Origin of the sequence: Thermoactinomyces intermedius (assembly GCF_013912365.1) — a bacterium.
Taxonomy (GTDB): Bacteria; Bacillota; Bacilli; order Thermoactinomycetales; family Thermoactinomycetaceae; genus Thermoactinomyces; species Thermoactinomyces intermedius.
On record NZ_JACETT010000014.1, the window covers coordinates 48814 to 62947 of the forward strand.

The following is a 14134-nucleotide window of genomic DNA, read 5'->3' on the forward strand; positions in this document are numbered from 1 at the left end:
TCTTTATTTGCCCAAGCAAAATTGCGAAAAAATCTGGTCGATCAAATCTTCGGAGACGGAGTCCCCAATGACCTCGCCCAACGATTCCCAAGCATTTTTCAAATCAATCTCCACCATATCCAAGGGAACCCCCGAATCGATCCCTTCCACCACGTCTTTCACACTTGCCAAAGCTCTGCGAAGCAAGTGGATATGCCGGGAATTGCTGACATACGTGGCATCGGCAAGTTCCACTTTCCCCAACTCAAACAGCCGGGTGATGGCTTCTTCCAAATCCTCCATTCCCCGATCCTCTTTGACGGAAGCGGAAATAACCGGAACGTCGCCGGCCAAACGCTTCACTTCATCCATATCGATTTGCCGGGGCAGATCCGTTTTGTTCACAATGATGATCGAACTGTGCTCCTTAATCAGCGAAAGCAGTTCCCGGTCCAACGGGGTGAGGGGCTCGGCGTAATTTAACAAAAGCAACACCAAATCCGCCTGTTTCAATGCCTGGCGGGAACGCTCCACCCCGATCCGTTCCACCACATCCTCGGTCTCGCGGATTCCGGCCGTATCCAACAGTTTGAGGGGAATCCCCCGCACATTGACAAATTCCTCAATCACATCCCGTGTGGTTCCCGGGATGTCGGTCACAATGGCCTTGTTTTCATGGGTCAATGCATTCATCAGCGATGACTTGCCGACATTGGGACGCCCCACGATTGCCGTTTTGATTCCCTCCCGGTAAATTTTCCCCTGGCGGGCGGTTTGAAGTAACCTTTCAATTTCACCGGAAATGTAAACACAGCGCTCACGCAAAAATCCGGCCGTCATCTCTTCGGCATCATACTCCGGATAATCCACATTGACCGCAAGATGGGCCAGGGTTTCCAGGATTTCGCTTCTCAGGCGTTGAATCATCCGGGAAAGTTTTCCGTCATGTTGGGACAGAGCCACTTTTGCGGCCCGGTCCGTTTTGGCGCGGATCAAATCCATGACGGCTTCGGCTTGGGACAAATCAATCCGGCCATTTAAAAAAGCCCGTTTGGTAAACTCGCCAGGCTCCGCCAATCTTGCCCCGTGATCCAACAGGATTTCCAACGTCTTTTGAACGGGAATCATCCCGCCATGACAACTGATTTCAACCACATCTTCCCGGGTGAATGTGCGTGGTGCGCGCATCACGGTCACCAGCACCTCATCGACCCGCTCTCCCGCTTCCGGATCCACGATATATCCGTAATGGACGGTATGCGAAGGCACCTTGTCCAGAGATTTTTTTCCTTGATATATCTGATCTGCAATCGAAATGGCATCGGGTCCGCTGACACGGATCACCGCAATGCCTCCTTCCCCCACGGGGGTGGAAATCGCTGCAATGGTATCGGTCTCCATTTTTTCACACTCCAACATGATTCCTAATACTTAATCTTAGCATAATCCGATTCATTCAATCAAAAAAATCGCCGAAACAAAAAACCCCCCTGAACGGGGAGTTTACGGGCTCCGTCTGCTATGGATCTTTTCTCAAAGCAATCACCACAGAGCGCCGGGGTTCTTTTCCGACACTGTATGTGGTCAAATCTTTTTCCCGCTGTATAAAGCGATGGATCATTTTCCGTTCGCTTGTGGGCATCGGATGCAAGGTCACCTCTTTGTTCGTTGCACGGACTTTTTCCATCATTTTCGCCGCCAGGTGCTTTAACGACTCCTCCCGGCGACGGCGGTAATCGCCCGCATCCACCGTCACGCGAATGCCGTTGTTGTATTTCCGCCAGACAACGGTTTGCACCAATGTTTGAATCGCATTTAACGTCTGGCCGTGTTTTCCGATCAGAAGAGACAAGTCCTCTCCTTTCAACACAAAGGAAATCTCCGCCGGCTCTTCTTTCATTTCGACTTGGCACGGCCAACCGATCCGCTCCACAATCCCCTTCAAAAACTGACAGGCGTATTCCCCGGGAGTTTCCTTCCGGATGACGGTGACTTCCACGATGGCATCCCGTCTCCCGAATAGACCGAGGAACCCTTTTTTGGGTGGTTGGATCACTTCATACCCGATCTCATCGGGTGACACCTGTAACGCTTCACATGCTTTTTCAATCGCCAATTCAACGGACCGGGCCCGCTCTATCCGTTTGCTCAACGAGTTGCACCCTTTACTTCTTTTTTATTGAGTTTCTGCAAAATGAGCGATTGGGCAATGGTGAAGATGTTTCCGTATACCCAGTACAAAGAAAGCGCAGACGGGAACTGATAGGCCAGGAAAAAGATCATGACCGGCATAATCCAGACCATCACTTTCATTTGCGGATTGCTTTGCGCTCCGGTGACGATAAACTGCAAGTACGTGGTAAACGCCGCAATCAAAGGCAGGATGAAGTAAGGATCCGGACTTCCCAATTGCAGGTACAGGAAACTGGATTCTTTAATATGCTCATTCCCCATGATCGCCTGGTAAAAAGCGAACAATACGGGAATCTGGATCAATAAAGGCAAACATCCGGCCATCGGATTGATGTTGTGCTTTTGGAACAGCTTCATGGTTTCTTCTTGCATTTTTTGCGGATTTTTTTCGTATTTTTTGCGGATCTTCATCATTTCCGGCTGAATTTCCTGCATCCGCTGGGTGCTTTGTTGCTGTTTCCAGGTAAGCGGAAAAACAATCAGACGGACCAAAAAGGTCAGCACCAGAATCGACAATCCGTAATTTCCCAAAACATCTTTAAAGATGTCCAGCAATTTGACCATCGGGATAACCAAGATCTGTTGAAAAAAGCTGGGATGGTTGTAATCGATCTTGTACCGGTTTTGATCGGGGGCACACCCCGAAAGGATGGTGACAGCCATAATCATCAGCAAGAGTACAGCAATCCCGCGCCTCCGTTTTTGCAAGGAAAACTCCTCCTCATCTTCTCTTCAGTCTCTGAATCCATTTGTTTGCGGTTTCTTTTTTTTCTGGCACATCATCAAATCCGCCCGGATGAAAAGGATGGCATTTCAACAGCCGGATCAATGTATACCATCCCCCGACAATAAATCCGTGTCTCCGAAAGGCAATCAAAGCGTATTCCGAGCAGGTGGGAACGAAGCGGCAGACAGGGGGCTTAAGCGGTGAGATGACATAGCGATAAAATTGAATCAGACCGATGGCAATCCACTTCATTCCACTCCCCCTCCCTTATTCCGAAGGCTTCGAAACAAAACATTTCCCTTTGCGAAACACGTGAAACAGGCTGGATTTCACCTGTTTGTAATCCATTTGGGCAACGGGGTTTCGGGCGATGATGACGTAATCGGTTCCGGGTTTCAAATGGGAAACCCAATGCCTCGCCACCTCTTTGATTAAACGTTTACACCGGTTGCGTATCACGGCATTCCCGACCTTTTTGCTCACGGAGATGCCGATACGCGGCGGTCCGGAAGGAGAACGGCCATATTGGATCACGACGAATTGCCGGTTGGCAAAAGATTGACCGGCCTGAAAAACCCTCCGAAAATCTTTTCTCTTCTTCAGACGGTATTCCCGCTGCAATGAAAATCTCCTTCCTCGCTAAAATCCCCGTTTTTTTACTTCACATTATAAAACAAAAAGAAGCAGATTAAACACTTTCATAGTGAATTAAATAGGAAAAAAGGCCACAAAACACGTGGCCGGCATTTATTAAGCAGATAATACTTTTCTTCCTTTTCTTCTGCGTCTTGCAAGAACACGACGTCCGTTTTTCGTGCTCATGCGTGCACGGAAACCGTGCTTGTTTTTACGTCTGCGGTTACTTGGTTGAAATGTGCGTTTCATTTTCACTCACCTGGTTCCCATCACTCAGCCACGGCAAATATGCCGGCTGAGGACCGCGTTCCAGGATACCTCCCTTCTTCAATCAAGTCCGTGAATAACCGATGGACAATCTCTATCATTATAGACAGCATCGGCAATCACTGTCAAGAATCCGGCTGCATCCCTTCCTGTTTATCCACATGTGGATAATTTTTTCTTAATCCACCCGTTATCCCAAAATTATCCACGATTTATCCACAAATCCCCGGCTGTGGATAACAAGGTTTTTTCCGCTTTGTGAATTGTGGATAACTCACGATTTTTCATTGTAAATATTGGTATATTTTGATATTCTATTCTTGTTTTCCTGTGGATAAATATGTTGCGGATCAGTGAATATCCACAATTGTGGATAAGTCGGGAGATCAATTAACCACAACCTGTGGAAAAAAGTATCCACAGGCTGTGGATAATGTGAATAAATGCAACAGACTTTGATGTATCGCCGCTTTCAACTGTGGATAAGTCATGTTCAATTTTTTGTCAGGAAGGAGGTTCTTTGGGTGATTCACATCCAAGAATTATGGTCCCAAACGTTGGATTCCATCCAAAACAAAATCAGCAAGCCCAGTTTTGAAACCTGGCTCAAGGCGACCGAAGCCATCGACATGGAAAATGACATCCTGATTGTCTGCGCCCCCAATGATTTTGCCCGGGACTGGCTGGAATCGCGCTATGCCGATTTGGTGCGGGACACCTTGAAGGAAGTAACCGGCGGCTCAAAAATCGGCGTCAAATTTGTCAGCCAAACCCAGGAAAAAAGCCATCATGAATCGGCAAATGAACCGCAACAACCCGCGGCGGAAAACGGGGAAGACGAAAAGGACCCCGGCTCCCAACTGAATCCGAGGTACACTTTTGACACGTTTGTCATCGGTTCCGGGAACCGGTTTGCCCACGCGGCTTCCCTGGCGGTGGCCGAAGCGCCGGCCAAAGCTTACAACCCTTTGTTCATCTATGGCGGCGTCGGCCTTGGAAAAACACACTTGATGCATGCCATCGGTCATTATGTACTGAAACATGATCCGTCCAGCCGGGTGGTGTACATCTCATCCGAAAAATTCACCAATGAATTCATCAATTCGATCCGGGACAACAAAACGATCCAGTTCCGGAACAAATACCGTTCCGTGGATATCCTGTTGATCGACGACATTCAGTTTTTGGCGGGTAAAGAACAGACCCAGGAAGAGTTTTTCCACACCTTCAACGCATTGCATGACGCCAACAAACAAATCATCATTTCCAGCGACCGGCCGCCCAAGGAAATTCCCACACTGGAAGACCGTTTGCGCTCGCGTTTTGAATGGGGGCTGATCACTGATGTGCAACCGCCGGATTTGGAAACGCGGATCGCGATCTTGCGAAAGAAAGCAATAGCTGATAATTTAGATGTTCCAAGTGAAGTCCTTGCATTTATCGCGGATCGTGTGGATACAAACATTCGCGAGCTGGAAGGTGCGTTGATCCGGGTTGTGGCTTATTCGGCCCTGTTAAACCAACCCATCACTCCCGATCTTGCACTGGAGGCACTGAAGGATATCATGCCCGATTCAAAGCCAAGAATGTTCAGCATTCATATTATTCAACAGACGGTCTGTGATTATTACCGGCTCCGCATAGAGGATTTAAAAAGTAAAAAGCGAACCAAGTCGGTGGCATTTCCGAGACAGATTGCCATGTACCTGTGCCGGGAAATGACGGAGTTCTCTTTGCCGAAAATCGGGGAAGATTTCGGAGGGCGCGATCATACGACCGTGATTCATGCACACGAAAAAATCAGCCGCATGATCGAAGAAGACCCGCAAGTCAAAGAAGTGATCAAACAGTTGAAACAACAACTCCAACGCAAAGCTTAAAAGCGGTGCCTGTGGAAACTGTGGATAAGGTGTACAAGCTTATGCACACTTTCTCCACAGCCGGCAATCCGCTTTATACCTGGACCAAACGAGGTTTTCCACATTATCCACAACCCCTACTACTAGTGCTACTGCAATTTTAAAAAATATATATATGTACAAGCGTCCTGTTTTATGCATGCCTGTCATGATTTTTCCCAAAACAATTTTTGGTTTTATCACCAACAAGGAGGATCGATATGAAGTTCCGTGTCATCAAATCAGCTTTGGTTGATGCTGTTTCTCAAGTATCCAAAGCGGTTTCTTCCAAAACAACCATCCCCATTCTCACCGGGATTAAAATTGCTGTGGATGAAGATGGGCTCACTCTGACCGGAAGCAATTCGGACATTACCATTCAGGTGCATGTTCCCGTCAAAAAAGAGGACTTGGATCAGGTATTCGTGGAAAAAATAGGTAGTATCGTACTCCCCGGACGCATCTTTGGCGAGCTTGTCCGCAAATTGCCCGGCGATGAAGTGGAATGGATCACCAATGATCAATTCCAAACCACCATCCGATCGGATATGGCGGAATTTCAACTGAACGGATTGGATCCGGTGGAATATCCGCGCTTGCCGTATTTATCCACAGACCAGATGTTCAGTATTTCCGCCGATGCACTCAAGTCCCTGATCCGGCAGACCGGATTTGCCGTGGCCGCCAAAGAAGCAAGGGGCGTATTGACCGGAGTTTTGTTTCAACTGGAAAACGGGGTGTTGACCTGCATCGCCACGGACAGCCACCGTTTGTCCAAACAACAGGCTCAAGTGGAAGCTTCCCCGGAAGTGACACTGAAAAATGTGATCGTCCCGGGCAAAAGTTTGTCGGAACTGGCCAAGACCCTGGGGGATTATTCCGGATATGTGGATATCCTGATTGCGGAAAATCAAATTCTGGTAAAAACCGATGAATTCTCGTTTTATTCCCGTTTGCTGGATGGGACCTATCCTGACACCAACCGGGTGATTCCCGAACGCGGTGAGACGGAACTGGTTTCCTCCACCAAGGAATTGTTACAATCCGTTGATCGTGCATCCCTGATCAGTCGGGATGGCCGGGATAATGTGATAAAATGGACTATAAAAGACGGAAAAGTGGAAGTTCACTCCACCGCCCAAGATATTGGAAGTGTGTCTGAAGAAGTGAATGCCAAGGTGAACGGGCCGGAAATGAGCATCTCTTTTAATGCGCGTTACATGATAGAAGCTCTCCGCTCCATTGAAAGCGATGAAATCCGGATTCAATTCACAGGCGCGATGACACCGTTTATGATCCAACCGACGGACCGGGATGATTCGCTCCATCTGATCGTGCCGGTTCGCACCCGTTAGAATAAATCGGCACGGATGACGCCCGAAAAGGAGGACTGGGATTGGAATCCATCAAGATTGACACACCGTACATCACATTGGGACAACTCTTAAAACGCCTGGATGTGATCGACAGCGGCGGACAAGCCAAATACTTTTTGCAAGAGGAAACGGTAAAAGTCAACGGCAAAGTGGAAACGAGACGGGGAAGAAAAATTTATCCCCAAGATCAAGTGGATATCTCCGGGTTCGGGTCTGTGATCGTGTCGGGCCGGTAAGGGAGGATCTTCGTTTTGCGTGTCCAAACCCTGGAATTGAAACAGTACCGAAACATTGAGAAACTTCATCTGCATTGTCCGGAGGAGCTTCATTTTTTTGTCGGCCCCAATGCCCAAGGAAAAACCAACATCCTCGAATCCCTTTATGTCCTTGCGCTTGGCAAATCACACCGCACACGGACTCATAAAGAACTGATCCGTTTTGGCCAAAAGGCATCCTTTCTCAAGTGCAGAGTAAAAAAAGGAAATGAGATCCAGCGTCTGGAAATCAGTTTATCGGACAAAGGAAAAAAAGTGAGTCGGAACGGGGTGGAACAAAGGAAGTTGAGTCAGTATATCGGCTCGCTTCCTGCTGTCCTCTTTGCGCCGGAGGATCTGGCGCTGGTCAAAGGAAGCCCGCAGGTTCGACGCCGTTTTTTAGATATGGAGATTGGCCAGGTGAGTCCTCAATATGTGCATGATTTGTCGCAATTAAACAAATTGCTCGTGCAGAGAAACAGCTTGTTGAAACAACTTTCCCGGCAAAAGCAGGAGGATTCCCCTTTATTGGAGGTATTGGATGAACAATTTGCCGCTTTGTCCGTCCGTTTATGGAAAAAAAGAAAACAATTTTTGAAATCCCTCACCCGATGGGCGTGTGAAATTCATCAGGCCATTACGCAACAGCCGGATGAGCTGGTGATCAAGTACCGCCCTTCTTTTCCTTTGCCTGAATCATCCGGGCCGGATGAATGGGCGGGGATTTTGCGGTCGGAACTGAAAAAAAACCGCCGAAAAGAAGTGATGCGGGGAAGTACCGTCATCGGGCCGCAACGGGATGACATCCGGTTGTTTCTGGGGGAGATGGATCTTCATCATTACGGTTCCCAGGGACAGCAACGAACCGCCGCCTTGTCGCTCAAGCTGGCGGAAATCGAATTGATTCATCAGGAAATCGGTTATTATCCCATATTATTATTGGATGATGTGTTGTCCGAATTGGATGACATGCGCAAAACGCATTTATTGAAGGCCATTTCCGGACGTGTCCAAACCTTTGTGACCACCACCGGTTTGGACGGGATCCATCCGGATATCTTGTCCGGAGCCAAAATCTATCAGGTGAAGCAAGGACATATTACGGAATCGGGGTGAATGAAGTGTTTATCCACTTGGGTGGAAGCCGGATGATTTGCATTCGCGAAGTGATAGCCATACTGGACGCAAATGTTGCGAAGAATGCAACGCCACCGTTTTTGAACGCTTGCCATCAGAAAAAGAAAATTGAACATTTGTCTCCTGACGAAATCAAATCGTATGTGATCACCACACATCACATCTATGCATCGCCCATTTCTTCAACCACATTGAAAAAACGGGCCGATTTGACTCAAAAGATATAGAACCGAGTTTATCAGTTATGGAAGAAGGAAGCAGGTGACCGAGAGTGTCCATTCAACAAACAAATTATGATGAAACACAAATTCAGGTGTTAGAAGGTCTGGAAGCCGTCCGAAAGCGGCCGGGGATGTATATTGGTTCCACTTCCAGCCGCGGTCTCCATCATTTGGTGTGGGAAGTGGTGGACAACAGCATCGACGAAGCACTGGCCGGCCGTTGCGATACCATTCAGGTGATTGTCAATGAAGACAACAGTGTGACCGTGATTGACAACGGAGGCGGGATTCCTGTCGGGATCCACCCAAAAATGGGCCGTCCGGCGGTGGAGGTTGTGATGACGGTCCTTCATGCCGGGGGTAAATTCGGCGGAGACGGATACAAATTTTCAGGCGGTTTGCACGGCGTGGGGGTTTCCGTTGTCAACGCGTTGTCCACGTGGTTGTCGGTCGAAGTGAAGCGGGACGGGAAGATTTATCATCAACGTTATCAACGAGGGGTTCCGGAAGCGGATTTGGAAGTGATCGGGGAAACAGAGGAAACAGGGACCAAAATCACCTTTAAACCGGATCCCGAAATCTTCACGGAAACCACTGAGTTTGATTTCAACATTTTGCAAAACCGCCTGCGCGAACTCGCTTTCTTAAACGGCGGCGTAAAAATTATTTTGAAAGATTTGCGCGGCGAAGAAGAAAAAGAAGTGGTTTTCCAGTTTGAAGGCGGAATCCGGTCGTTTGTGGAGCATTTGAACCGGAATCGCGAAGTGTTGAATCAACCGCCGGTATACATTCAGGGGGAACGGGATTCCATCCTGATTGAAATCGCTTTGCAATACAACGATTCTTTTACATCCAACATTTATTCTTATGCCAATAACATTCACACGCACGAAGGCGGCACGCATGAAGCCGGCTTTAAATCGGCTCTGACGCGCGTGATCAATGATTATGCCCGCCGGAACAACCTTTTGAAGGATAATGACAGCAATCTGACCGGGGATGACGTACGGGAAGGCTTGACCGCCATTATCAGCGTGAAAATTATGGATCCTCAGTTTGAAGGGCAAACCAAAACCAAACTGGGGAACAGTGAAGCCCGTTCCGCAACCGAGCAGCTCTTTGCCGATCATTTCCAAACCTATTTGGACGAACATCCCGCGGAAGCGAAAAAAATCATCAACAAAGCAGTGATGGCGTCCCGTGCCCGCCAAGCCGCCCGCAAAGCCCGGGAATTGACGCGGCGCAAAAACGCGTTGGAGGTCAGTGCATTGCCCGGGAAATTGGCGGATTGCACCTCCCGCAGCGCTCAGGACAGCGAGCTTTTCATTGTGGAGGGGGATTCTGCCGGCGGTACGGCAAAACAAGGTCGGGATCGGATGTTCCAAGCCATTTTGCCGTTGAAAGGAAAAATCATCAATGTGGAAAAAGCGCGACTGGACCGGGCGCTTTCCAATGATGAGATTCGCACCATCATTACGGCATTGGGGACCGGAATCGGTGATGATTTCAATATTGAAAAGGCCCGTTATCACAAAATCATCATCATGACGGATGCCGACGTCGACGGTGCCCACATCCGGACTTTGCTGCTCACCTTCTTTTACCGGTACATGCGTCCGTTGATTGAACATGGATATGTGTATATTGCCCAACCGCCTCTGTATAAAATCACGCAAGGCAAAAAGATCCGGTATGCGTTCAATGACAAGATGAAAGATGAAATCGTGGCCGAACTCGAAGGCAAAGGGAAAATCGAGATCCAACGGTACAAAGGGTTGGGGGAAATGAACGCCACCCAGCTGTGGGAAACCACCATGGATCCGGAAAGCCGCACATTGCTCCGGGTTTCTTTGCAAGATGCCATGGATGCCGATGAAGTGTTTGAGATGTTGATGGGTGACCGCGTAGCACCGCGTCGGGAATTTATCAAGGAGTATGCACAGCAGGCGAACCTTGATATTTAGGCGAGTGTAGAACGGAGAGATGAACAATGGAAGAAATGAACCGTATCCAAGAAGTCAATATCAGTAAGGAAATGAAAACCTCTTTCCTGGACTATGCGATGAGCGTGATCGTGAGCCGGGCGTTGCCGGATGTCCGCGATGGGTTAAAACCGGTTCACCGGCGGATTTTGTACACCTTTTACGAGTTGGGGATGACGCCGGATAAGCCGTACAAAAAATCTTCCCGTCTCGTCGGAAACGTGACGGCAAATTATCACCCGCACGGGGATGCAGCCGTGTACGATTCCATGGTGCGGATGGCACAAGACTTTACTTACCGTTATCCGCTTGTCGACGGACACGGGAACTTCGGATCCGTGGACGGGGACCCGCCGGCGGCCATGCGTTATACCGAAGCGAGGATGGCTGCCATCAATCTGGAAATGCTTCGCGACATCCAAAAAGACACCATCGATTTCACGCCGAACTACGACGGGCAACAAGAGGAACCGGTGGTGCTGCCTTCCCGTTTTCCGAATCTCCTTGTCAACGGGGCTTCGGGGATTGCGGTCGGGATGGCAACCAACATCCCCCCGCATAATTTGAAAGAAGTGATCGACGGCATCCTGTTGTTGCTGGAAAATCAGGATGTGTCCGTTGAGGAATTGCTCAAAGTGATCAAAGGGCCGGATTTCCCCACCGGCGGCATCATTTTGGGATATGACGGAATCCGCAAAGCGTACCGCACCGGTCGCGGAAGCATTCAAATCCGGGCGAAAACGCGGATTGAAGAAGCCCGAAACGGAAAAATGCGGATTGTGGTGGACGAACTTCCGTTCCAGGTCAATAAAGCGAAACTGATCGAAAAAATCGCCGAACTGGTACGGGATAAAAAGATCGACGGAATCACCGATTTAAGGGATGAATCCGACCGCAACGGAATGCGTGTGGTGATTGAGCTCCGCAAAGATGTGAATCCGCAGGTGGTTTTGAACAACCTGTACAAATACACCAACTTGCAAACCAGTTTTGGTATCAACATGCTGGCTTTGGTCGACGGCCAACCGCGCGTGTTAAATTTGAAGCAGATGATCCAACATTACGTGGACCATCAAATCGAAGTGATTCGTCGCCGGACCCAATATGATTTGAACAAAGCGGAAGACCGGGCACACATTTTGGAAGGGCTCCGGATTGCTCTGGATCACATTGACGAAGTGATTGATTTGATCCGCTCCTCAAAAACCACGCAGGAAGCGAGAACCGGCCTGATGGAACGGTTCGGCCTGTCCGAAAAACAAGCCCAGGCCATCCTCGACATGCGGCTGCACCGTTTAACCGGTTTGGAACGGGAAAAAATCGAGAGTGAATATAAAGAACTGCAAAAGTTGATCTCCAAATTGCGTGCCATTCTTGCCGACGAGAACAAAATCCGGGGAGTGTTGCGCAAGGAAATCACCGAAATCAAAGAGAAATACGGCGACGAACGCCGGACCATGATCAAAATTGAAGAAGACAACATCGACATTGAGGATCTGATCCCGGAAGATGAAGTCTCCATCATGATGACGCAAAGAGGGTATATCAAGCGGGTGCCGCTTTCCACCTACCGCGCGCAAAAACGGGGCGGAAAAGGCATCACGGGAATGGGAACCCGTGACGACGATCTGGTTCAGCACATGTTTGTCACCCATTCACACAGCACGCTGCTTTTCTTTTCCAACAAAGGAAAGGTTTATCGCCTGAAAGCTTATGAAGTTCCGGAACTGGGACGGACGGCGAAAGGCACCCCGGTGATCAATTTGATTCAAATTGATCAAGGGGAACGGATCGAAGCCGTCATTCCGGTCAAAGAATTTACCCCGAACCAATTCCTCTTCTTTGTCACAGCAGAAGGAGTGGTGAAGAAAACCGCATTAAGCGAGTTTGAAAACATCCGCCGCAACGGATTGTTCGCCATCAATTTGCGTGACGGGGACGATCTGGTGGGCGTGCGCCTGACCGACGGGGATCAGGAAGTGATCATGGGAACACGGCACGGCATGTCCATCCGTTTCCATGAATCCGACGTCCGTGAAATGGGACGTTCTGCCACCGGGGTAAAAGGAATCACCTTGGGCGAAGGAGACCGCATCATTGACATGGATATCGTGGTTCCGGACAGCTACGTCATGATCGTGACCGAAAACGGCTACGGAAAACGGACGCCGATTGATGAATACCGGATTCAATCGCGTGGGGGCAAAGGGATTAAAACGTTAAGCCTGACGGAGAAAAAAGGCGAAGTGGTTGCGCACAAAGTGGTGTCGGAAGATGAGGATCTCATGATTGCCACGCAATCGGGCGTCGTGATCCGGATCAAAGTTGCGGATATTTCCATCATGGGCCGGTATGCCCAAGGCGTTCGTCTGATTCGGGTGGATGAAGACGAAGTTTCCGCGGTGGCCCGGGTGCCGGCCGAGGAAGAAAACGATGAAAAAGAAGAGAAAGAACCGGATGCTTAATCCGGCCAATCCCAAAGCGGGGCCATAAAGCGGGGGAACCCGTAAAGAATCAGATCGGTCAGATGGATTAACATCAGCTGTTCCTGATGAACGGACGCCAGCATGATTTCTTCCCACAAGGGAGGATCATACCGGCACAGCATACTCATGGAAAAACAAAGCATCATCAGGGATATGACCCGCGGGAGCGGATGAGGGCGATGATTACCGGTATACAGGTAATGATCGCCCTTTTTGTTTTTTTTGATCCAAGGATGAAGCCGGTGTGGCGGGCCGGAGGCAAAACAGTTCAGGTAAAGCGCTCCTTGCTCTTGATGGTGCAATGAAAACCGGATTTCCCCGCTTTGTGCGTTTAATTTTTCCACAAAGGATGAAGGAGCAAGGTGGCATTGATCCAGAATTTTTTCAGGGACGATCAGAAGGGAGGACGCAGGAATCCAATCCACGGGAAACCAAGTGCACTCACCGAAGATCGCCCGGTACGTCGGCTGTAATTCAGGTAAAAAGCCGAGCAATTCCTTGACACGGTAGGAATCCCCGGCAGAGACCGGAAGCTCCATCAACTCAGCCAGATACGGAAACAGCCCCTCTTTTTGGATCCGGATTTCATCCTGCGAAAAGCGAAAGGGTTCCTTTTTCCGTTTGCGGGTGGACAACCCGTGCCGCAACACGGCCGTGCTCTTGGGATAATCGGGATCTTTGGTTAAAATCCAGGCTTTAAAAAAATCCATCATCCCATAGTACAGCAAAAGGGGTTGCATCCATTGGTCACATGCCCCGGCTGTTTGAAACAGGGAGCAAGCTTGACGAATGTAAGCGACAAACGATTGGACATTTTTGTAGGCCAGCACCCCCGGCTCCTTGAAAGAAGCATCCTCATATTTTTGCTGCAGAAATTTGCGCGCCCATTCTTCATTTTTAAGTTTTAAAAAAAGATTGGGTTCATGGAAGCCATCACGGGCAGAAGGGTCTGAGCAAAACGGCACACCCGTCACCTCG

The 14134-nt window shown here is 49.2% G+C and carries 14 protein-coding genes; 7 read left to right on the forward strand and 7 right to left on the reverse strand.

Translation table 11 applies throughout. The features are described from left to right. Positions 1-3: 3 nt before the first annotated feature. The 6 genes from mnmE to rpmH all read right to left on the reverse strand — a co-directional run bounded on the left by mnmE (position 4) and on the right by rpmH (position 3784). On the reverse strand, positions 4-1380 hold the full coding sequence (gene mnmE, locus H1R82_RS03655; RefSeq protein WP_181732970.1) for a tRNA uridine-5-carboxymethylaminomethyl(34) synthesis GTPase MnmE: 1377 nt from the start codon (positions 1378-1380) through the stop codon (positions 4-6). A 118-nt stretch (positions 1381-1498) separates the two neighbouring features. Next, complete coding sequence (jag, locus tag H1R82_RS03660) at positions 1499-2131, reverse strand: RNA-binding cell elongation regulator Jag/EloR (RefSeq protein ID WP_181732971.1); 633 nt, start codon at positions 2129-2131, stop codon at positions 1499-1501. Continuing rightward, positions 2128-2880, reverse strand: a complete 753-nt coding sequence (locus H1R82_RS03665; protein ID WP_309544784.1) for a YidC/Oxa1 family membrane protein insertase — start codon at positions 2878-2880, stop codon at positions 2128-2130. The genes jag and H1R82_RS03665 overlap by 4 nt, the downstream gene beginning before the upstream one ends. A 13-nt stretch (positions 2881-2893) precedes the next feature. Further along, positions 2894-3151 (reverse strand): membrane protein insertion efficiency factor YidD, encoded by a 258-nt coding sequence (gene yidD, locus H1R82_RS03670; protein WP_181732972.1) that lies wholly within the window; start codon positions 3149-3151, stop codon positions 2894-2896. A 15-nt stretch (positions 3152-3166) separates the two neighbouring features. Beyond that, positions 3167-3520 carry a ribonuclease P protein component gene (gene rnpA, locus H1R82_RS03675; protein WP_037998238.1) on the reverse strand — a complete coding sequence of 118 codons (354 nt, stop codon included), beginning with the start codon at positions 3518-3520 and terminating at the stop codon, positions 3167-3169. Between the two features lie 129 nt (positions 3521-3649). Beyond that, on the reverse strand, positions 3650-3784 hold the full coding sequence (gene rpmH / locus H1R82_RS03680) for a 50S ribosomal protein L34 (protein WP_082240799.1): 135 nt from the start codon (positions 3782-3784) through the stop codon (positions 3650-3652). Positions 3785-4326: 542 nt separating this feature from the next. On the opposite strand from rpmH, the gene dnaA reads away from it, so the two are divergent. The 7 genes from dnaA to gyrA all read left to right on the forward strand — a co-directional run bounded on the left by dnaA (position 4327) and on the right by gyrA (position 13135). Then, positions 4327-5682 (forward strand): chromosomal replication initiator protein DnaA, encoded by a 1356-nt coding sequence (dnaA, locus tag H1R82_RS03685; RefSeq protein WP_181732973.1) that lies wholly within the window; start codon positions 4327-4329, stop codon positions 5680-5682. A 239-nt stretch (positions 5683-5921) separates the two neighbouring features. Then, positions 5922-7055 (forward strand): DNA polymerase III subunit beta, encoded by a 1134-nt coding sequence (gene dnaN / locus H1R82_RS03690; RefSeq protein ID WP_181732974.1) that lies wholly within the window; start codon positions 5922-5924, stop codon positions 7053-7055. 41 nt (positions 7056-7096) lie between these two features. Continuing rightward, on the forward strand, positions 7097-7312 hold the full coding sequence (gene yaaA / locus H1R82_RS03695; RefSeq protein ID WP_181732975.1) for a S4 domain-containing protein YaaA: 216 nt from the start codon (positions 7097-7099) through the stop codon (positions 7310-7312). Positions 7313-7327: 15 nt separating this feature from the next. After that, entirely contained in the window at positions 7328-8446 is a 1119-nt protein-coding gene (gene recF, locus H1R82_RS03700) for a DNA replication/repair protein RecF (RefSeq protein WP_181732976.1), read from the forward strand. 5 nt (positions 8447-8451) lie between these two features. Continuing rightward, on the forward strand, positions 8452-8694 hold the full coding sequence (gene remB / locus H1R82_RS03705) for an extracellular matrix regulator RemB (RefSeq protein WP_309544785.1): 243 nt from the start codon (positions 8452-8454) through the stop codon (positions 8692-8694). 44 nt (positions 8695-8738) lie between these two features. Beyond that, on the forward strand, positions 8739-10652 hold the full coding sequence (gene gyrB / locus H1R82_RS03710; protein ID WP_181732978.1) for a DNA topoisomerase (ATP-hydrolyzing) subunit B: 1914 nt from the start codon (positions 8739-8741) through the stop codon (positions 10650-10652). 26 nt (positions 10653-10678) lie between these two features. Beyond that, on the forward strand, positions 10679-13135 hold the full coding sequence (gene gyrA, locus H1R82_RS03715) for a DNA gyrase subunit A (protein ID WP_181732979.1): 2457 nt from the start codon (positions 10679-10681) through the stop codon (positions 13133-13135). Here gyrA and H1R82_RS03720 read toward each other — a convergent pair. Beyond that, entirely contained in the window at positions 13132-14130 is a 999-nt protein-coding gene (locus H1R82_RS03720) for a YaaC family protein (RefSeq protein WP_309544786.1), read from the reverse strand. The two genes, gyrA and H1R82_RS03720, sit on opposite strands and share 4 nt — an antisense overlap. Positions 14131-14134: the final 4 nt, after the last annotated feature.